The 18,790-nt window shown below is 56.8% G+C and carries 19 protein-coding genes; 4 read left to right on the top strand and 15 right to left on the bottom strand.

Annotation, left to right across the window (positions count from 1 at the left end; translation table 11 throughout):
• The 7 genes from hscA to trmJ form a co-directional block, all read right to left on the bottom strand.
• Positions 1-1,851 carry a Fe-S protein assembly chaperone HscA gene (gene hscA / locus ACMGGE_RS00275; RefSeq protein WP_420293223.1) on the bottom strand — a complete coding sequence of 617 codons (1,851 nt, stop codon included), beginning with the start codon at positions 1,849-1,851 and terminating at the stop codon, positions 1-3.
• A 14-nt stretch (positions 1,852-1,865) separates the two neighbouring features.
• Positions 1,866-2,381: a co-chaperone HscB gene (gene hscB / locus ACMGGE_RS00270; RefSeq protein WP_024908642.1), complete on the bottom strand. Its 516-nt coding sequence runs from the start codon at positions 2,379-2,381 to the stop codon at positions 1,866-1,868.
• An 80-nt stretch (positions 2,382-2,461) separates the two neighbouring features.
• The gene (gene iscA, locus ACMGGE_RS00265; protein ID WP_003860659.1) at positions 2,462-2,785 is read right to left on the bottom strand and encodes an iron-sulfur cluster assembly protein IscA; all 324 of its coding nucleotides are present in this window, start codon (positions 2,783-2,785) and stop codon (positions 2,462-2,464) included.
• Between the two features lie 13 nt (positions 2,786-2,798).
• Positions 2,799-3,185: a Fe-S cluster assembly scaffold IscU gene (gene iscU, locus ACMGGE_RS00260; protein ID WP_003860661.1), complete on the bottom strand. Its 387-nt coding sequence runs from the start codon at positions 3,183-3,185 to the stop codon at positions 2,799-2,801.
• 24 nt (positions 3,186-3,209) lie between these two features.
• Complete coding sequence (gene iscS / locus ACMGGE_RS00255) at positions 3,210-4,424, bottom strand: cysteine desulfurase (protein WP_217187350.1); 1,215 nt, start codon at positions 4,422-4,424, stop codon at positions 3,210-3,212.
• 119 nt (positions 4,425-4,543) lie between these two features.
• Positions 4,544-5,035 (bottom strand): Fe-S cluster assembly transcriptional regulator IscR, encoded by a 492-nt coding sequence (gene iscR / locus ACMGGE_RS00250; RefSeq protein WP_045399615.1) that lies wholly within the window; start codon positions 5,033-5,035, stop codon positions 4,544-4,546.
• A 231-nt stretch (positions 5,036-5,266) separates the two neighbouring features.
• A complete protein-coding gene (trmJ, locus tag ACMGGE_RS00245; RefSeq protein WP_008502159.1) occupies positions 5,267-5,992 on the bottom strand; it encodes a tRNA (cytosine(32)/uridine(32)-2'-O)-methyltransferase TrmJ in 726 nt (241 codons plus the stop codon).
• A 131-nt stretch (positions 5,993-6,123) separates the two neighbouring features.
• Between trmJ and suhB the strand changes: the two genes are divergently transcribed.
• Positions 6,124-6,927 (top strand): inositol-1-monophosphatase, encoded by an 804-nt coding sequence (suhB, locus tag ACMGGE_RS00240; protein WP_003860668.1) that lies wholly within the window; start codon positions 6,124-6,126, stop codon positions 6,925-6,927.
• A 59-nt stretch (positions 6,928-6,986) separates the two neighbouring features.
• Here suhB and ACMGGE_RS00235 read toward each other — a convergent pair whose 3' ends face one another.
• Together ACMGGE_RS00235 and ACMGGE_RS00230 are read right to left on the bottom strand one after the other, a co-directional pair.
• Positions 6,987-7,967: a nickel/cobalt transporter gene (locus ACMGGE_RS00235; protein WP_420293222.1), complete on the bottom strand. Its 981-nt coding sequence runs from the start codon at positions 7,965-7,967 to the stop codon at positions 6,987-6,989.
• Entirely contained in the window at positions 7,958-8,596 is a 639-nt protein-coding gene (locus ACMGGE_RS00230) for a DUF1007 family protein (RefSeq protein WP_167211952.1), read from the bottom strand. The genes ACMGGE_RS00235 and ACMGGE_RS00230 overlap by 10 nt, the downstream gene beginning before the upstream one ends.
• A gap of 125 nt (positions 8,597-8,721) precedes the next feature.
• Between ACMGGE_RS00230 and csiE the strand changes: the two genes are divergently transcribed.
• A complete protein-coding gene (gene csiE / locus ACMGGE_RS00225; protein ID WP_420293221.1) occupies positions 8,722-9,999 on the top strand; it encodes a stationary phase inducible protein CsiE in 1,278 nt (425 codons plus the stop codon).
• On the opposite strand, the gene ACMGGE_RS00220 is transcribed toward csiE, so the two are convergent.
• Positions 10,000-11,139: a 3-phenylpropionate MFS transporter gene (locus ACMGGE_RS00220; RefSeq protein WP_045908544.1), complete on the bottom strand. Its 1,140-nt coding sequence runs from the start codon at positions 11,137-11,139 to the stop codon at positions 10,000-10,002.
• Between the two features lie 173 nt (positions 11,140-11,312).
• Between ACMGGE_RS00220 and ACMGGE_RS00215 the strand changes: the two genes are divergently transcribed.
• Positions 11,313-11,735, top strand: coding sequence for a DoxX family protein (locus tag ACMGGE_RS00215; protein WP_420293220.1), 423 nt, complete (start codon positions 11,313-11,315; stop codon positions 11,733-11,735).
• 54 nt (positions 11,736-11,789) lie between these two features.
• Here the strand turns inward: ACMGGE_RS00215 and glyA are convergent, their stop codons facing one another.
• Entirely contained in the window at positions 11,790-13,043 is a 1,254-nt protein-coding gene (gene glyA, locus ACMGGE_RS00210; RefSeq protein WP_008502165.1) for a serine hydroxymethyltransferase, read from the bottom strand.
• Positions 13,044-13,347: 304 nt separating this feature from the next.
• On the opposite strand from glyA, the gene hmpA reads away from it, so the two are divergent.
• Positions 13,348-14,538, top strand: a complete 1,191-nt coding sequence (gene hmpA, locus ACMGGE_RS00205) for an NO-inducible flavohemoprotein (RefSeq protein ID WP_420293219.1) — start codon at positions 13,348-13,350, stop codon at positions 14,536-14,538.
• Positions 14,539-14,617: 79 nt separating this feature from the next.
• Here hmpA and glnB read toward each other — a convergent pair whose 3' ends face one another.
• From glnB to qseE, 4 genes are all read right to left on the bottom strand, one after another.
• Positions 14,618-14,956 (bottom strand): nitrogen regulatory protein P-II, encoded by a 339-nt coding sequence (gene glnB, locus ACMGGE_RS00200; RefSeq protein ID WP_003860685.1) that lies wholly within the window; start codon positions 14,954-14,956, stop codon positions 14,618-14,620.
• Between the two features lie 80 nt (positions 14,957-15,036).
• Positions 15,037-16,374, bottom strand: a complete 1,338-nt coding sequence (glrR, locus tag ACMGGE_RS00195) for a two-component system response regulator GlrR (protein WP_045908542.1) — start codon at positions 16,372-16,374, stop codon at positions 15,037-15,039.
• On the bottom strand, positions 16,361-17,098 hold the full coding sequence (qseG, locus tag ACMGGE_RS00190; RefSeq protein WP_420293218.1) for a two-component system QseEF-associated lipoprotein QseG: 738 nt from the start codon (positions 17,096-17,098) through the stop codon (positions 16,361-16,363). The genes glrR and qseG overlap by 14 nt, the downstream gene beginning before the upstream one ends.
• 1 nt (position 17,099) lies before the next feature.
• Complete coding sequence (qseE, locus tag ACMGGE_RS00185; protein WP_048029580.1) at positions 17,100-18,527, bottom strand: two component system sensor histidine kinase QseE/GlrK; 1,428 nt, start codon at positions 18,525-18,527, stop codon at positions 17,100-17,102.
• Between the last annotated feature and the right edge of the window lie 263 nt (positions 18,528-18,790).

The following is an 18,790-nucleotide window of genomic DNA, read 5'->3' as shown; positions in this document are numbered from 1 at the left end:
TTAAACCTCGTCCACGGACTGGCCTTTCAGCGCGACGCGGACAGATTTGTCCATGCGGCGAGCAGCAAAGTCCTGGGTTTGTTTATCAACGTTTTTAATGGCTTCTTCTATTGCGTCAGCGTCATTACCTTCGGCCACGGCGCTTAAGCGCGCGGCAGCGTCGTCAATCACCTGGCGCTCAGCGGCGCTTAACAGCGCGGCGTCGGCAGCGAGCGCGCCGTTCAGACTCTCCAGCACGCGTGCGGCTTCCACTTTTTGTTCCGCCAGCATACGCGCCTTCACATCCTGCTCGGCGTAGCTCATTGAGTCCTGAATCATGGAGGCGATTTCGCCATCGGTCAGGCCGTAGGACGGCTTCACCTGGATGGACGATTCCACGCCGGTGGATTTTTCCATCGCCGTGACGCTCAGCAGGCCGTCGGCATCCACCTGGAAGGTGACGCGAATATGCGCCCCGCCCGCAGGCAGCGCCGGGATACCGCGCAGCGCAAAGCGCGCCAGAGAACGGCAGTCCTGCACCAGCTCGCGTTCGCCCTGCATTACGTGGATGGACATCGCGGTCTGGCCGTCTTTAAAGGTGGTGAACTCCTGCGCGCGCGCCACCGGAATGGTAGTGTTACGCGGGATCACTTTCTCCACCAGGCCGCCCATGGTTTCTAAGCCCAGCGACAGCGGGATGACGTCCAGCAGCAGCATTTCGCTGTCCGGCTTGTTGCCGACCAGAATATCGGCCTGGATTGCGGCGCCCACGGCAACCACTTTGTCCGGGTCGATAGAGGTCAGCGGCGTGCGGCCAAAGAATTCGCCCACGCGCTCGCGCACCAGCGGCACGCGGGTCGAACCGCCCACCATGACTACTTCCAGCACCTCGTTCGCCTCAACGCCCGCATCTTTCAATGCGCGACGGCAAGCCAGCAGGGTGCGTTTAACCAGCGGGGCAATCAGATCGCTGAACTGATCGCGGGTGATATCACCCTGCCAGCCCGCAACATTGACGGTAACCGTCTGCGCATCGCTCAGGGCGATTTTGGCGTCGATGGCCGCATCCAGCAGTTCACGCTGTACGCGCGCATCGCTGCGATCGCTGATGCCCGCCTGCTCGCGGATGTAGTCCGCCAGCAGATGGTCGAAGTCATCACCTCCCAGCGCGGAATCCCCGCCGGTCGCCAGCACTTCAAACACCCCGCGGCTCAGGCGCAGGATAGAGATATCAAACGTCCCGCCGCCGAGATCGTAAACCGCGATCACCCCTTCCTGACCGGAATCGAGGCCGTAGGCAATCGCCGCCGCCGTCGGTTCGTTCAGCAGACGCAGCACATGCAGGCCCGCCAGACGCGCGGCGTCTTTGGTGCCCTGACGCTGTGCATCGTCAAAGTAGGCAGGAACGGTGATCACCACGCCGTCCAGATCGCCACCGAGCGTTGCCGTAGCACGCTCAGCCAGCGCTTTGAGGATGTCAGCAGAAACACGAATCGGGTTCAGCAGACCGGCCGCGGTCGCAATCATCGGCAGGCCGTTTTCACTTGCCTGCAGCTGATACGGCAGATGCGGGTAGCGGGTCTGAATATCGGCCAGCGAGCGGCCGATCATGCGCTTGACGGAGCTGATGGTATTCGCCGGATCGCGCGCGGCGTTAGCGCGGGCGTCATAGCCTACCGCGTGACCCTGATGCTGGTAGTGGACCACGGAAGGCAGCAGATGGCGCCCCTGCTCGTCAGCCAACGTTTCCGCCTGGCCGCTGCGCACGGTCGCCACGAGGGAATTGGTGGTGCCCAGATCAATACCCACCGCCAGACGACGCTGGTGCGGTGCGGCACTTAAGCCAGGCTCACTAATTTGTAATAAGGCCATAATTGCTTCCGAAATTAAAAATCGAGCAGCTTTTCTTCGAGTTGTTCAGCACTGCTTCGCAGTTTATCGAGAAAACGGAGTTTGCGCACAGTATCTGCCGCCACGTCCCAGGTCTCGTTGTTCAGTTGCTCCACCATCTGCTGATGGCGGGTATCGAACATGCCCTTTACGCGCGTAATAAAGCTTTCCAGACGCGCTTCGTCTTTGGCCTGTTCAATCTCATCGAGCTCTTCGCGAAGCTCCAGCTGCTCCATCAGAAACGCCGTGTCACGCACGGTGTGCTGTTCGCTCGCCAGATCAAAACCGTGGAGCGAGAGCAGATATTCAGCGCGCGCCAGCGGATGGCGCAGCGTCTGCCAGGCCTGGTTGATGGTGGCAGAGTGAGAAACCGCAGCCAGCTGCTCTGCCTGAGTACCGCTCGCGAATTTGTCCGGATGGTACTGACGCTGCAGATCCTGAAAACGGATCGTCAACGCCTGGAGATCAATCGGGTATTGAGCGGGTAGTCCGAAGAGAGTGAAGTAATCCATAACAATCTCAGGGGTAGCCTGTTAAAACAAACCCCACGCGTAGCGGGTAACGCCACGGTGGGGTTTCGGATGACGCGCGGTTAAACGTGGAAGCTTTCGCCGCAACCACACTCGTCTTTGACGTTCGGGTTCGTGAATTTGAACCCTTCGTTCAGGCCTTCTTTAACGAAGTCCAGCTGAGTGCCGTTGAGGAATTGCAGGCTTTTGCCATCGACCACCACCTTCACGCCCTTGTCTTCAAACACGGTGTCGTCAGACGCCGGTTCGTCAACAAACTCCAGTACGTAAGCCATACCAGAACAGCCGGAGGTACGTACGCCCAGTCGCAGGCCAAAGCCTTTACCACGGTTCGCCAGAAAAGAGCTTACTCGCGCGGCAGCGCTGTCGCTAAGGGTAATCGACATACTCAAACCTCAATTATTTTGCTTCACGTTTGCTTTTGTAATCCGCAATGGCGGCTTTGATCGCGTCTTCTGCCAGAATTGAGCAGTGAATTTTCACCGGTGGCAGTTCGAGTTCTTCAGCAATATCCGTGTTCTTGATTGCCTGTGCTTCGTCCAGAGACTTGCCCTTCACCCATTCGGTGACCAGGGAGCTGGACGCGATAGCAGAACCGCAGCCGTAGGTCTTGAAGCGCGCGTCTTCAATGATACCTTCATTGTTGACTTTAATCTGCAACTTCATCACGTCGCCACACGCTGGCGCACCGACCATGCCGCTACCAACAGATTCATCGCTGTTGTCAAAAGAGCCAACGTTGCGTGGGTTTTCGTAATGATCGATGACTTTTTCGCTGTATGCCATGATTGAATTCTCCTTATGTACCGATTAGTGATGTGACCATTCAATGCTGTTCAGATCCACGCCCTGCTTGAACATTTCCCACAGTGGAGAAAGGTCGCGCAGACGGCCAATGGAGTTGCGAACCAGCTTGATGGTGTAGTCAATCTCTTCTTCGGTAGTGAAACGACCTAAAGAGAAACGGATAGAGCTGTGTGCCAGCTCGTCAGTCATACCCAGCGCACGCAGCACGTAGGATGGCTCAAGGCTTGCAGACGTACAGGCAGAACCGGAAGAAACCGCCAGGTCTTTGAGCGCCATGATCAGCGACTCGCCTTCAACATAGTTGAAGCTGACGTTGAGGATGTTCGGTGCGCCCTGCTCGAGATCGCCGTTCAGATACACTTCTTCCATATCTTTCACGCCGTCCCACAGACGGTTACGCAGCGTGCGCAGGCGTGCCATCTCGGTTTCCATCTCTTCTTTTGCAATGCGATAGGCTTCGCCCATGCCCACGATCTGGTGAACAGGCAGCGTACCGGAACGCATGCCGCGCTCGTGACCGCCACCGTGCATCTGCGCTTCGATGCGGATACGGGGTTTACGACGAACGTACAGCGCGCCAATCCCTTTCGGGCCATAGATTTTGTGGCCGGAGAAGGACATCAGGTCCACTTTCAGCTGGCTCAGGTCGATAGGCAGTTTGCCCACGCTCTGGGTCGCGTCCACGTGGTAGATGATACCGCGCGCACGGCACATTTCGCCGATGGTCGCGATGTCTTGTACCACGCCGATTTCGTTGTTGACGTGCATGATGGAGACCAGAATGGTGTCCTCACGCATGGCCGCTTCGAGCTCTTTCAGATCGATGATGCCGTTGCTCTGTGGCGCCAGGTAGGTGACTTCATACCCTTCACGCTCCAGCTGACGGCAGGTGTCCAGCACGGCTTTGTGTTCGGTTTTGCTGGTGATGATGTGCTTGCCTTTTTTCTGATAAAAGTTGGCTGCACCTTTGATCGCCAGGTTGTCGGATTCGGTCGCACCGGAGGTGAAAACAATCTCACGCGGGTCGGCACCCACCAGGTCAGCAATCTGATTACGGGCGATATCAACCGCCTCTTCAGCATGCCAGCCAAAACGGTGTGAACGGGAAGCTGGGTTACCAAAGTTTCCGTCCAGGGTCAGACACTGCATCATTTTCTCGGCAACACGCGGGTCCACCGGCGTGGTTGCGGAGTAGTCGAGATAAATCGGTAATTTCATTGCTCTATAAACTCCGTACATCGCTTCAATGCAAGGAATCAGGCAACCGGCTGGATGTACGACCGAGTACACGGGGCGAGTCTTCGCCCCGGCCTGATTCTGAAATACTTATCGTTTTATTACGCGCGTAATTTGACGTCGATAGCGTCCTGCGCGCGGGTGCTGCGTTGGGAATCATGGCCGTGCTGACGGCCCGATACGTCCAGAACTTCCTGGTTATTCACCAGCTCACCGAGGGTGATGTTGTTCAGGAAGCCGGTCAGACGGTCGCTCAGATCGCGCCACAGCGCGTGGGTCAGGCACTTATCGCCGCCCTGGCAGCCGCCTTTACCCTGGCAACGGGTCGCGTCAACGGATTCGTCAACTGCGCTGATCACTTCGCCAACTGCAATACTGCCCGCGTCTTTACCCAGCAGATAACCGCCGCCTGGGCCACGAACGCTGGAAACCAGTCCATTTTTACGCAGTCTGGAGAACAGCTGTTCCAGATAAGAGAGGGAGATCCCTTGTCGTTCAGAAATATCAGCCAACGGAACCGGGCCCGCTTCGGAGTTGAGCGCAACGTCCAGCATCGCGGTCACGGCATAACGCCCTTTAGATGTCAGTCTCATGTCTTACTTAACCTCAAACTCGCCCCTGCCCGGGGTTTTTTATTGTAAAATGGGGTATTGCATAGCAGGGCCAAGTCTGACATTCCTGACTAAAATGGTCAACTATTTACTTGACTGTTTTAGTCAGGTATTTAACCTTCCGTGCCGTTTTTTGTCGGGTGGCGCTTCGCTTACCCGACCTACGGTTTTGTAGGCCGGGTAAGCGAAGCGCCACCCGGCGAACAGACGACACTACTCTTTATTCTTTTGCTCAATCGACGCCAGGATCCCGCGCAGGATGTTCAGCTCCTGGCTTTCCGGACGCGCGCGGGTAAACAGACGGCGCAGCTTATTCATCACCTGACCCGGGTGGCCTTCGCGGATAAAGCCGGTCGAGAGCAGCGTCTGCTCCAGGTGACCGTAGAAACGCTCAAGGTCGTCCACCAGCGGGTAAGCCGTCTCTTCTTTAGGCTCAACCTCTTTTTCCTGCGTTGCCAGCCACGCCATACGCACTTCATAGGCGATAACCTGCACCGCCATCGCCAGGTTCAACGAGCTGTACTCCGGGTTTGCCGCAATCGCGACGTGATAATGACACTTCTGCAGTTCATCGTTGGTCAGGCCAACGCGCTCGCGGCCAAACACCAGTGCAACCGGTGCCTGTTCTGCTTCCGAGACACTTTTCAGGCCGCATTCACGCGGATCGAGCATTGGCCACGGCAGCGTGCGTGAACGCGCGCTGGTACCGACAACGAGGCTGCAGCCAGCCAGCGCTTCGTCAAGAGTATCGACGATCTGGGCATTGCCGATCACGTCGCTGGCCCCGGCCGCCAGCGCGATAGCCTGCGAGTCAGGTTTCACCAGCGGGTTAACCAGCCACAGGTTCGTTAAGCCCATGGTTTTCATAGCGCGGGCAACGGAGCCCATGTTGCCGGTATGCGATGTTTCGACCAGCACAATTCGAATGTTTTGCAGCATAATTTTTAATGTCTGAATTCAGTGTCTGAAGAATATTTGGGCATATTATCATAAACGGGAGACATAATCCGATCCCGCTGCTATACTCTGCGCCGATTTTCCTGTTCTTTAACATCCAGTGAGAGAGACCGATGCATCCGATGCTGACCATCGCCGTGCGCGCAGCGCGCAAGGCGGGTAATGTAATTGCCAAACACTACGAAACGCCAGACTCCGTAGAAACCAGCCAGAAAGGCAGCAATGATTTCGTGACTAACGTCGATAAAGCCGCAGAAGCGATTATTATCGAAACGATCCGCAAATCTTACCCACAGCACACCATCATCACCGAAGAAAGCGGTGAACATGAAGGTACCGATCAGGATGTTCAATGGGTTATCGATCCACTGGATGGCACCACCAACTTCGTCAAACGCCTGCCACACTTCTCTGTGTCTATCGCAGTACGCATTAAAGGCCGTACTGAAGTCGCCGTTGTGTACGATCCAATGCGTAACGAACTGTTCACCGCGACCCGCGGTCAGGGCGCGCAGCTGAACGGCTACCGTCTGCGCTGCAGCAACGCACGTGATCTGGACGGCACCATCCTGGCGACCGGTTTCCCGTTCAAGGCGAAACAGCACGCGACCACCTATATGAATATCCTGGGCAAACTGTTCACCGAATGCGCGGACTTCCGTCGCACCGGTTCTGCTGCGCTGGATCTGGCCTACGTGGCAACCGGCCGCGTTGACGGTTACTTCGAACTCTCACTGAAGCCATGGGATTTTGCTGCGGGCGAGCTGATCGCGCGTGAAGCAGGCGCCATTGTTTGCGACTTCACCGGCGGCCATAACTATATGTCTACCGGCAACATCGTTGCGGGTAACCCACGCGTTGTTAAAGCCATGCTGGCCAACATGCGTGATGAACTGAGCGATGCGCTGAAGCGTTAATCCAGTTTGTTAAGCCCGGTGGCGCTACGCTTACCGGGCCTACAAAATCCCTCAGTACGCTAGAAAGGCCGTAATCCCCTTCCCACCGGTACCGCACTCATCCACATCGTCACCGCCGCCGCCAGCAGAATCACCCCACCCGCCAGCGCAAGCGTGGTCCACCCTATCTGTCGCCACAGCACCGGCGTTTTATTGCCGCTGAGTTTGACCGCCAGCTGACGGAAGCTGTGTACCAGCAGCGCTAAAGACGAAATGGTAAGAGAGGTTCCAGCCGCCATCGCCAGCGCGGACAGCATGCCCCAGCCAAACACGCCTATCACCTTACTGAACAGCAGCACCATGATGGCACCCGAGCACGGGCGCATGCCCATCGAGAGAACGATCATCAACCGCGCGCGCCAGTCGTCGCCGTTCTGTAATTGTTCCTGCGTGGGTAAATGCTGATGTCCGCAGCCGCAGTGTTCATCATGAACGTGGTGCGGCGTAAAGGCTTTGAATGTCGGTTTTTGCAGCAGCACGCGCAGCTTTTTCAGCGCCCGCCAGCAGAGGATCAGCCCCAGCACGCCCACCAGCGCGTAGCTCCCTTTCTCCAGCCAGAAGCTGCTCATGTGCAGCTGGCGCGCCGGAAGCTGCAAAAGTGAAAGCACAACAACGACCAGCGCAATCGCCACGCCGCCCTGCAGCAGCGAGGAGGCCAGAGTCAGGCCGATGCTCGATTTCAGCTTTGACGGATGGGTGGCGAGCCAGGTCGTAATCACGATTTTGCCGTGCCCCGGCCCCAGCGCGTGCAGAACGCCATAGACAAAACTGAACGCCAGCAGGGATCCGCCCGCTTTGGTCGGGTTCTCCGCCACCGCCTTCAGCAGTCCGCTCATCTGCTGGTTGACCTCACGCTGCCAGATAATGCTTTTCATCATAACCTGCGGCCAGGCCTGCCACAGCCACAGCGCGCCGCAAACCGCTAACAGCAAAAAGAGCGCCAGCGGCCAGAGATACAGCCAGCGGCGAGGTTTCCGAACCGGAGAGGAGATCACTGACATTGTAACGTCACCTCCTGTGCGAACTGTTTACCCAATTCCATATCCTCGGGTGGGGCATCGTCCTTGTCGAGTGAGACCGCAAAGTTCAGCATCTCTTCGCTGGGCTTCGGGGTATGAACGCCAATTTTGCAGCTTTTTTGCAGCGCGTCCGGCAGCCGTACGTCGCTGTCTTTGTCATAGCGCATATCAACATAGTAAGTGGGATCAAAAGTGGAAAACGTGTACGTTTGCCCGGCCAGCGGCTGAGGATGCGCCAGCGGAAGCACGAACGTCAGCACCGCCTGGTGCCCTTCACGCGTCATCCCGTATTCCGTTGGTCGGTTCAGAAATTTGACCTTTTGGCCGTTATGCCAGAACTCGGTGAAGTAGTGCTGGCCGAGCACGTTGGCCATTACTTCCGCTGCCAGCTTTTTCCAAATTTCATCGCCGGGCTTCGCGTTTCCCGCGTCATAGAGCAGGTCAGCCGAGGTGATTTCATCCATCGTCCAGCGCATTTTCAGGCCGCTCAGCTGCGTGCCGTCGGTAACCAGCTCGGTTTTGAGGTCAATAAAGCTGTGAGGGTGTGCGCTGGCAGTTAAGCTGATAACCGCCAAAAATAACGCCATCGCACATTGTTTAACTGTTTGCATCAATTCCTCACGTCAAAAATTCTGTGATGTTCCCCAGCAATCCTGAATGAAAGGCCTGCCGGCGCGCTTTTCAGCGCTCATCCTTTAGCTATTCTTATCAAACATTCACACTGGATACCCGACAGATGATGCCGACGCTTGAAATTCCATCTGTGCTTTCCAGTTCGCAGCGCCGCTGCCAGGTGCTTTTGATGCTTTACCTGCCCGATGCTGCCGTCACCGCACAGAGCATAATCGCTGCCAACGGCGTGGACGACGCGATGGCACGGCAAGATATAGCCGAGACGCGCGATGAAATCCAGCGCTATCACCGGCTGGATATCGTTACGCACCACGACGGCTGCTACCGGATTGAAGGCACAGCCCTGAATCAGCGTTTATGCCTGCTGCACTGGCTGCGCCGGGCGCTACGGCTTTGCCCGCAGTTCGTCTCGCACCAGTTTACCCCCGCATTAAAAACCGCGCTTAAACAACACGGCATCGCGCGCCCGCTTTACGACGATGCGAACCTGCGGGCGCTGATCGGCTTCTGCTCACGCAAGCTGCAGCGCCAGTTTGAATGCCGCGACGTCCAGTTTTTACAGCTCTATCTGCAATACTGCCTCATTCAGCACCAGCTCGGGAATACGCCGCAGTTTTCCCACGTTCAGCGCAGCTGGACCCAGTCGAGGGGGGAGTATTTTACAGCGCAGGAGATCGTGCGCCACTGGAGACGGCGCGTCCCGCAGGGTGCCCACGGGGATGAACAGCTGTTTCTGGCGCTGCTGTTTATGATGCTCCGCACGCCCGATCCGGTGCTTGATAAGCACCAGCAGGATCAGCGTCTGCGCCGGGCCATCGTGCGCATGGTGGCCCGCTTTCGTTCCCAGACGGGGATGAACTTCAGCGATGAGCAAGGGCTGACCGATCAGCTGTATATCCATCTGGCTCAGGCGCTTGACCGTTCGCTGTTTGAAATCGGCATCGACAATAGCCTGCCGGAGGAGATCCACCGCCTTTATCCCCGACTGTTACGCACGACGAAAGAGGCGCTGTTTGAGCTGGAGGCGGAATTTGGGCTACGTTTTTCCGATGAAGAGATGAGCCTCGTGGCGGTGATTTTTGGGGCCTGGCTGATGCAGGAGACTGACCTGCATGAAAAACAGGTGATCCTGCTGACGGGAGAAGACAAAGCCTGTGAGGAGCAGATCGAACAGCAGCTTCGCGAGCTGACGCTGCTGCCGCTCAACATTCGCTATCTGACGCTGCAGGCTTTTCAGAAAGAGGGAGCGCCGCGCGAAGCCGCGCTGGTTATCACCCCCTATCCGACTGCCCTGCCGCTGTTCTCGCCGCCGTTGATTCATGCCGTTGAGACATTGAACGCGCAGCAGCAAGAACATATTCGCGCCATGCTGGAATCGTAGTTACGCGCGTGCGGCCACTTTCGGTCGAACAAACATTGCCGGTAGCGCCACCAGAGCCATTACCCAGAACACGCCATGCCCCAGATGCTGGTAGAGGAACCCTGCAAAGACCGTCATGATCGCGATACTGCCCCCCATTGCCACTGCCGAATAGACGGCCTGCAGGCGAATCACGTCCCCGCCCTCGCGCGCAGCGATATAGCGCATGGCCGCCAGATGGCACACGGTAAAGGTGCCGCAGTGAAGAATTTGCGCCACAATCAGCCACGGCAGATCGGTCGTCCAGCCCATAATCCCCCAGCGCGCCACCCCGCACACGGCGGAAAGCAGCAGCAGGTCACGCGCGCCAAAGCGGCGGAACAGTTTTTTGCTCAGGGCAAAGATAATGACTTCGGCCACCACGCCCAGCGACCACAGATAGCCCACGGCGGAAGCGGAATATCCTGCGCCTTGCCAGTAGATGGCGCTGAAACCATAGTACGCCGCATGTGCCCCCTGAAGGAGGCACACGCACGCCAGAAAACGCCAGCTCTGCGCGACCAGGCTCCGCCATGCGGGCCAGCCAGCGCTCTCCTGATGGCGGCTTTCCCCTTGCGGCATCACCGACGGTCGCAGCAGCATGCCCAGCAGCATCGAGGCAATACCGATACTCAGCAGGGCAAGAATGGCGCGGTAATCGTACAGGCTGACCAGTTTGCCCACCAGCGCCGAGCCAATCACAAAGGCGATAGAGCCCCACAGGCGCACGCGACCGTAATCCATGGTGATCTGCTTTTGCCAGGTGTTCGCCAGGGCATCCGTCAGCGGCACCAGCGGTGAGAAGAACAGGTTAAAGCCGACCATCACCACCATCAGCCAGGCAAACTGATGGCTGACCCAGAAGCAGGCCACAAAGACCAGGGTCAGCAGAGCCAGAATGCGTACGGCCTTGATCAGTAAGGAGGGATCGCTGACGCGCGGGGCGATCAGCAGGCTGCCGAGGAAACGCGCCACCAGCCCGGCCCCCAGCAGGACGCCGATGGTCTCGGGCGTCAGGCCGATACCCTTAAGCCAGACGCTCCAGAAAGGCAGAAAAATGCCGTAGCTAAAGAAATAGGTGAAATAACTGAGCGCCAGCCAGCGCGTGGAATGCAAGACCATGAATCCCTCCCGAAATCGAGGCCATAGTCTGGCGAGAATATAAAAATTAAGCAAGTAGATAGCCTGCTATAAATTAACGAAAATTTAACATCTTGTGCAATCGTCTGGCTTATGGCAGGGAATGGAAATATGTATTACGTTTAAATTACTCCACTTGCAGAGGTTTTTCTGCCATGAACTCACTACGTTATCTCGATTTCGGCCAGTCACGTCACCTGCTGCTGCTCATTGGCCGCATCGCGCTTGTCGTGCTGTTTATAATCTTTGGTTATCCAAAAGTGACGGGGTTTAGCGGCACCGTACAATACATGACCTCGCTGGGCACGCCGATGCCCATGCTGGCGGCCATTATTGCGGTAGTCATGGAAGTGCCTGCCGCCATTCTGATCGTACTGGGCTTTTTCACCCGTCCTCTCGCGGTACTGTTTGTGTTCTACACTCTCGGAACGGCGGTGATTGGGCATCATTACTGGGATATGACCGGTGATGCGGTCGTACCGAATATGATTAACTTCTACAAGAATATCAGTATTGCTGGCGCCTTTATTTTGCTGGCGATTGTCGGACCTGGCGCCATCTCCCTGGACCGGCGTTAAGCCATAAAAAAAGGCCGCATGCGCGGCCTTTTTTATTTCTGCAAAGCAGAGGAATTATGCGTAAACCGGGAAGCGTGCGCAGATATCCAGAACTTTACCTTTGACGCGCTCGATGACGGCTTCGTCATTGATGTTGTCCAGAACGTCACACATCCAGCCAGCCAGCTCTTTCACTTCTGCTTCTTTGAAGCCGCGGCGAGTCACGGCCGGGGAACCGATACGGATACCGGACGTCACGAACGGGCTCTTCGGATCGTTTGGCACGCTGTTTTTGTTCACGGTGATGTTGGCGCGGCCCAGGGCTGCGTCAGCTTCTTTACCGGTCAGGTTCTTATCAACCAGATCCAGCAGGAACAGGTGGTTTTCAGTCCCGCCGGATACCACTTTGTAGCCACGGTTCAGGAACACTTCCACCATCGCTTTGGCGTTCTTAGCAACCTGCTGCTGGTAAACCTTGAACTCTGGCTCCATCGCTTCTTTCAGCGCGACCGCTTTTGCCGCGATAACGTGCATCAGTGGGCCGCCCTGCGCGCTTGGGAACACCGCGGAGTTCAGTTTTTTGTACAGCTCTTCGTCACCGCCTTTCGCCAGGATCAGGCCACCGCGTGGACCCGCCAGGGTTTTGTGGGTGGTGGTGGTCACAACGTGAGCGTGTGGAACCGGGTTCGGGTAAACGCCTGCAGCGATCAGACCCGCAACGTGCGCCATGTCAACGAACAGGTAAGCACCGATGCTGTCTGCGATTTCGCGCATTTTTGCCCAGTCAACGATACCGGAGTAAGCAGAGAAGCCACCGATGATCATCTTCGGTTTGTGCTCTTTAGCCTGCTTCGCCATGTCTTCGTAGTCAATTTTACCGGACTCATCAATACCGTAAGGGATGATGTTGTACAGTTTGCCGGAGAAGTTAACCGGGGAGCCGTGAGTCAGGTGGCCGCCCTGCGCCAGGTTCATACCCAGAACGGTATCGCCCGGCTGCAGCAGCGCGGTGTAGACCGCGAAGTTAGCCTGAGAGCCAGAGTGCGGCTGGACGTTTGCATAGTCAGCGCCAAAAAGTTCTTTCGCACGATCGATAGCCAGCTGCTCAACGATATCAACGTACTCGCAACCGCCGTAATAGCGTTTGCCCGGGTAACCCTCAGCGTATTTGTTGGTCAGCTGAGAACCCTGCGCCTGCATAACGCGCGGGCTGGTGTAGTTTTCGGAGGCGATCAGTTCGATGTGCTCTTCCTGACGTACTTTTTCCTGCTCCATAGCCTGCCACAGTTCGGCATCATAATCGGCAATGTTCATTTCACGCTTTAACATCCGCATCTCCTGACTCAGCTAACAAGTAAATTTTGGCCTGAAAAGGCAGTCCTGTTGGACGACGGGCAACAGTATAACTGATTAGTTCTGTGATAACAGGTCTTGACAAACGATTTTACGCAAACGTTTTCCTACCCGCCACGCAAGGGTTTGAGGAATAAAGCCCTCGCCCTTTCCAGCGGATTTCTTTTCAGGTTTGTGATGCATATTTTTCATCTTGCAAAGAACCATTTACAACGCAGGGGTATTTTTTATAAGATGCATTTAAAATACATCATTAAAGTGACATCAAAAGGACGCGCTCATGCTCGACGCTCAAACCATCGCTACCGTAAAAGCCACCATTCCCCTGCTGGTGCAAACCGGCCCTAAACTCACCGCCCATTTCTACGATCGCATGTTCACGCACAACCCGGAGCTCAAAGAGATTTTCAACATGAGCAACCAGCGTAACGGCGATCAACGTGAAGCGCTGTTCAACGCCATCGCGGCGTACGCCAGCAATATTGAAAACCTGCCAGCGTTGCTGCCTGCGGTGGAAAAAATCGCGCAGAAACATACCAGCTTCCAGATCCAACCCGAGCAGTACGACATCGTGGGTGGTCACCTGCTGGCAACGCTGGACGAGATGTTCAGCCCGGGCCAGGAGGTGCTGGACGCGTGGGGTAAAGCCTACGGGGTGCTGGCAAACGTGTTTATCAACCGTGAAGCGCAGATCTACAGCGAAAACGCCAGTAAGAACGGCGGCTGGGAAGGCACGCGCGCGTTCCGCATCGTTGAGAAAACGCCGCGCAGTGCGTTAATCACCAGCTTCGAGTTTGAGCCGGTGGACGGTCAACCGGTGGCCGATTACCAGCCAGGGCAGTATCTGGGCGTGTGGCTGAAGCCTGAAGGTTTCCCGCATCAGGAGATACGTCAGTATTCTCTTACCCGCAAGCCAAACGGTAAAGGCTACCGCATTGCGGTGAAGCGTGAGGACGGCGGTCAGGTTTCCAGCTGGCTGCACAACGAAGCGAACGTGGGCGACGTGGTCCATCTGGCCGCGCCAGCGGGCGACTTCTTTATGGCCGTTGAAGCCCATACGCCGGTCACGCTGATCTCTGCGGGCGTCGGCCAGACGCCGATGTTGGCGATGCTTGATACGCTGGCAAAATCACACCACGGTGCACAGGTTAACTGGTTCCATGCCGCCGAAAACGGCGACGTGCACGCTTTTGCGGATGAGGTGAAAACGCTCGGGGCCTCCCTGCAGCGTTTCACCGCGCACACCTGGTATCGCCTGCCGACGGAAGCAGACCGCGCAGCTGCCCGCTTTGACAGCGAAGGTCTGATGAATTTAAGCCAGATGGAAGGGGCGTTTAGCGCGCCGGACATGCAGTTCTACGTCTGCGGGCCGGTGGCGTTTATGCAGTATGCCGCGCAGCAGCTGGTGGGGCTGGGAGTAAACAAAGACAGCATTCATTACGAGTGCTTCGGCCCGCATAAGGTGCTGTAATCGCCGGCGGCGCTTCGCTTGCGCGGGCCTACGAAGAGTTTTGTAGGCCGGGTAAGCGCAGCGCCACCCGGCAAGAACGTTAAATCGCGGCGTCGTCTTCTTCGCCGGTACGGATACGGATCACGCGCGCCACGTCAAAGACGAAGATTTTACCGTCGCCAATTTTGCCGGTTTGCGCCGTGCGGATAATGGTGTCCACGCAGGTGTCCACGATATCGTCGCTGACCACGATTTCAATTTTCACTTTCGGCAGAAAGTCGACCATGTATTCTGCGCCACGGTAAAGCTCGGTGTGACCTTTCTGACGACCAAAACCTTTCACTTCCGTCACGGTCATCCCGGTGATGCCGACTTCCGCCAGCGCTTCACGCACATCATCCAGTTTGAAAGGTTTAATAATCGCATCAATCTTTTTCATGGTGGGTCCTTAAACTCTTGCCTGTAAGCTGCCTCGTAATCGATTGCTCACAGTACCATATTCAGGCGAATTTTGCGGTACTACTCTTTAAAATCGTTCGCTTCCAGCTCGTGACGCGAGAGCAGCTTGTAAAACTCGGTGCGGTTGCGACCGGCCATCCGCGCCGCGTGGGTCACGTTACCTTTGGTGATCTGCAGCAGCTTGCGCAGATAGTTCAGCTCAAACTGGTTACGCGCTTCGGCAAAGGTCGGCAGCGCCGTGTTTTCCCCTTCCAGCGCCTGCTCCACCAGCGCGTCGCTGATGACCGGTGAGGAGGTCAGCGCCACGCACTGCTCAATCACGTTGACCAGCTGACGCACGTTACCCGGCCAGCTTGCGGCCATCAGCCGCTTCATCGCATCGGTGGAAAACGCGCGCACGAACGGTTTATGACGATCGGCCGCCTGGCGCAAAAGATGGTTCGCCAGCAGCGGGATGTCTTCCGCACGTTCGGCCAGCGCCGGGATTTTCAGGTTGACCACGTTCAGACGGTAGTAGAGATCTTCGCGGAACTCGTTGCGGGCCATCACTTTTGGCAGATCGCGGTGGGTAGCGGAGATAATTCGCACGTTAATATCGATATCGCGGTTGCTGCCCAGCGGGCGCACTTTGCGCTCCTGCAGCACGCGCAGCAGCTTGACCTGCAGCGGCGCGGGCATGTCGCCAATCTCGTCCAGGAACAGCGTGCCGCCTTCCGCCGCCTGGAACAGCCCTTCACGGCTGCTTACCGCGCCGGTGAATGCGCCGCGGGCATGACCAAACAGTTCAGATTCAAGCAGCTGCTCCGGGAGCGCGCCGCAGTTAATCGCAATAAAGGCGTTCTTGCTGCGCGGGCTGGCGTTATGAATCGCCTGCGCGAGGATCTCTTTTCCGGTTCCGCTCTGGCCGTTGATGAGCACGCTGACGTCAGACTGCGCCACCATCCTCGCCTGTTCAAGCAGGCGCAGCATCACGGGACTGCGGGTGACGATAGGCTCCCGCCACGCTTCATCCCCCGCCGGAGCGGCATGTTCCAGCGCGCTGTCGATAGCCTTATACAGCGCATCTTTGTCCACCGGCTTGGTCAGGAAGCTGAATACCCCCTGCTGCGTCGCGGCAACCGCATCCGGGATCGACCCGTGCGCGGTCAGGATAATCACGGGCATACCCGGCTGCTGCTTCTGGATCTCCGCAAACAGCTGCAGGCCGTCCATTTCATCCATCCGCAGGTCGCTTATCACCAGATCGATTTTCTCGCGGCTGAGAATTTTCAGCCCCTCCAGCCCGCTTTCCGCGGTCACGACGCTGTAGCCTTCACTCACCAGACGCATCCCCAGCAGCTTTAACAGACCGGGATCGTCATCCACCAGTAAGAGATGGGCTGGTTTACGGCTCGTCATGCTTCACATCCTCTTGTTTCGGCGCATCGCTGTCCGGCGCAGCGGATGAACTCCCCGGCTGATATTTACGCGACGAGAGCTGTCGTTCGATATCGGTCAGGTTCTCCAGCTTACGCGTCGTGGTATCCAGTTGCGTACGTAAATGTTGCTGCTGTTGACGCAGTGTATCAAGCTCGCTATCGGTTGACTGTTGCAGCTTGCTGTAGCGGGAGCGCTCTTCAGAAAGCTGAAGCTGTAGCGTCTGTCCCTCGCGCCAGAGCTGGTATACCGGGCGGATCTGTACCGGAAGATTGACCACAAACGTGTCCAGTCGGGTCACGTTGGCGCGGCGTTCGACGGGAGTGATTTTCGCATCCGCCAGCAAAATCCCACGCTTGAACGCGTCCTGCCAGGTATCATCATCCAGCATCGCCGCTTTCGCGCGGGCGTCAACCGGCGCCAGACGCTGGGCGCAGTCTATCCCGCGCAGCCAGAACAGCGGGTTACTTTCGACGTCATGGCCTGAGAGGTTCCAGATGTCGTCACAGCGGGTTGAGAGGAAATCGGCCAGCTGGTTATCGGGCCATTTATCTTCTTGTTTATCGCTAATCGCGCTTTGCGGCACATGGGAAATACACCCAGCCAGAAATAAACAGGGCAGGCTCAGGCGAAGCGTGCTGCGGGAAAACACCGCGCGTACGGCGCGGGAAAAGACGTGTGACATACTCACCAGACATAGATTCATTTTATTGATTTTTCCGGCTCAGGGGCAGTTCAATACGGAAGCAAACATCCGAACGTTCGTCCGTGGCAATGTTTAGCTCACCCTGCATGCGTCGTATGCAGTCCCGGGCGATGCTTAAGCCCAGACCACTGCCTTTCACCGCACCTTTCCGCTGATGACTCCCCTGGAAAAAGGGCTCGAAGATCATGGTTTTTTCGTCATCGGGGATCGGGGTGCCGGTGTTAGCGACGTCTATAAACACCCGGGAACCCTTCGTATAGCTTCGGATATAAATGTTACCGGATTCAGTACCATAGTGCACCGCATTGGAATAAAGATTATCCAGAACGCTCATTAGCAGCATGGGTTCAGCGAGACAGGTCGGCGCATTCAGCTCTACACCGGTATGCATCATTTTAGCTCTTGCTGGCAAGCTATGGGCGGAGATCACCATATCCACCAGCGGTTCAATGTCGACGTTTTCCAGTACAACCGCCCCGTCAGCCAGCTTGCGGTTGTAATCCAGTAGTTGCTCAATCAGCTTCTGCAGATTGCGGCTGCTGTTATCCAGGATCTCGACAATTTCTTTCTGTTCGGGGGTAAGCGGCCCTGCCACTTCGTCCGCCAGCAGTTCCGTCCCTTCGCGCATGCTGGCCAGCGGCGTTTTAAGCTCATGGGAGATATGGCGCAGGAACTGATGACGCTGTGATTCAAGCCACGCCAGGCGCTCGGACAGCCAGATAATACGCTGACCGACGGAACGCAATTCGCGAGGGCCTTTAAAAGCGACCGTATCACCCAGCGATTTTCCCTCCCCCAGGCGGTTGATCATTCTCTGGATCCCCTTCACCGGGCCGATGATCATGCGGGTAAAGAGCAGAACCAGCCCGAGGCTCACGAGGAACAGCACCAGCGCCTGCCAGCCGAAGAACTGGCCGCGCTCGGCAATCTCCTGCTGAAGCTGCTGGCCGCGCGAGAAAATCACCGTGCGGGTTGACTGCACCATCTCGGTGTTGGCGTTGGCGAAGGCTTCCAGGCGCGCGGCGGCGGCGGCATCGGGTCCACTATTTTGGCACTGCAGCTGTGCGAGATCGTTCAGATCCTGACGTAACGCCTGATACAGCTTGTCGTCAGGCAATACGCCGGCGTGGGCGTCCAGCATTTCGCTGTAGCGCTTGCGCTGACTCTGGTACACCTTTTCCAGCGTGCGATCGTCAAGCACGCAGTACTGACGATAGCTGCGCTCCATCTCCAGGGCGGCGTTGGTCATGGCCTCACTGCGCCGGGCGTCAATAAGCGTCGTGCGGTTGGTTAATGCCGCCTGCGCGCTCAGCGCGTTCAGGCTTTGCCACGCCTGCCAGGCAAGGATCAGCAACGGCAGCAGGATCAGCAGAAAGGCCATCATGACGAGCTGTCGCAGGGAGCGGGGAAAAACGGGCCAGCGTTTCAACGCATTACTCTCTTAATGGGGGTTTACGCAGAGCGTAACTGAGTCTGCCCTTCAGATACAACAAAGCCGGGTAAAAACCCGGCTTTGTCATGGAATGAGGCGGTGCCTAACTCGACGTTTCGCCCTGGCCTGATAAAGCATCGCTATGATCAGTAGTTGGACGGCAGGCACCTTTTTGTGCGTCATTCGAAGTTTATGTAGCACGTCCCGAAGGGGCTGACATAAGAAGGTGAATGAGCCACTGGTTAATATTATGCAACACC

This window comes from Enterobacter sp. BNK-22, assembly GCF_048684805.1.
Taxonomy (GTDB): Bacteria; Pseudomonadota; Gammaproteobacteria; order Enterobacterales; family Enterobacteriaceae; genus Enterobacter; species Enterobacter quasiroggenkampii.
This window is presented reverse-complemented; position numbering and strand designations above follow the sequence as displayed.

Bases quoted from the DNA above. Each gene is read 5' to 3' on its own strand.
- trmJ (WP_008502159.1), bottom strand. From the start codon at position 5,992: ATGCTGCAAAACATTCGAATTGTGCTGGTCGAAACATCGCATACCGGC.
- iscA (WP_003860659.1), bottom strand. From the start codon at position 2,785: ATGTCGATTACCCTTAGCGACAGCGCTGCCGCGCGAGTAAGCTCTTTT.
- glrR (WP_045908542.1), bottom strand. From the start codon at position 16,374: ATGACGAGCCGTAAACCAGCCCATCTCTTACTGGTGGATGACGATCCC.
- glyA (WP_008502165.1), bottom strand. From the start codon at position 13,043: ATGTTAAAGCGTGAAATGAACATTGCCGATTATGATGCCGAACTGTGG.
- ACMGGE_RS00230 (WP_167211952.1), bottom strand. From the start codon at position 8,596: ATGCAAACAGTTAAACAATGTGCGATGGCGTTATTTTTGGCGGTTATC.
- hmpA (WP_420293219.1), top strand. From the start codon at position 13,348: ATGCTCGACGCTCAAACCATCGCTACCGTAAAAGCCACCATTCCCCTG.
- qseG (WP_420293218.1), bottom strand. From the start codon at position 17,098: ATGAATCTATGTCTGGTGAGTATGTCACACGTCTTTTCCCGCGCCGTA.
- ACMGGE_RS00215 (WP_420293220.1), top strand. From the start codon at position 11,313: ATGAACTCACTACGTTATCTCGATTTCGGCCAGTCACGTCACCTGCTG.
- hscA (WP_420293223.1), bottom strand. From the start codon at position 1,851: ATGGCCTTATTACAAATTAGTGAGCCTGGCTTAAGTGCCGCACCGCAC.
- suhB (WP_003860668.1), top strand. From the start codon at position 6,124: ATGCATCCGATGCTGACCATCGCCGTGCGCGCAGCGCGCAAGGCGGGT.
- ACMGGE_RS00220 (WP_045908544.1), bottom strand. From the start codon at position 11,139: ATGGTCTTGCATTCCACGCGCTGGCTGGCGCTCAGTTATTTCACCTAT.
- ACMGGE_RS00235 (WP_420293222.1), bottom strand. From the start codon at position 7,967: ATGTCAGTGATCTCCTCTCCGGTTCGGAAACCTCGCCGCTGGCTGTAT.
- csiE (WP_420293221.1), top strand. From the start codon at position 8,722: ATGATGCCGACGCTTGAAATTCCATCTGTGCTTTCCAGTTCGCAGCGC.
- iscS (WP_217187350.1), bottom strand. From the start codon at position 4,424: ATGAAATTACCGATTTATCTCGACTACTCCGCAACCACGCCGGTGGAC.
- iscU (WP_003860661.1), bottom strand. From the start codon at position 3,185: ATGGCATACAGCGAAAAAGTCATCGATCATTACGAAAACCCACGCAAC.
- hscB (WP_024908642.1), bottom strand. From the start codon at position 2,381: ATGGATTACTTCACTCTCTTCGGACTACCCGCTCAATACCCGATTGAT.
- glnB (WP_003860685.1), bottom strand. From the start codon at position 14,956: ATGAAAAAGATTGATGCGATTATTAAACCTTTCAAACTGGATGATGTG.
- iscR (WP_045399615.1), bottom strand. From the start codon at position 5,035: ATGAGACTGACATCTAAAGGGCGTTATGCCGTGACCGCGATGCTGGAC.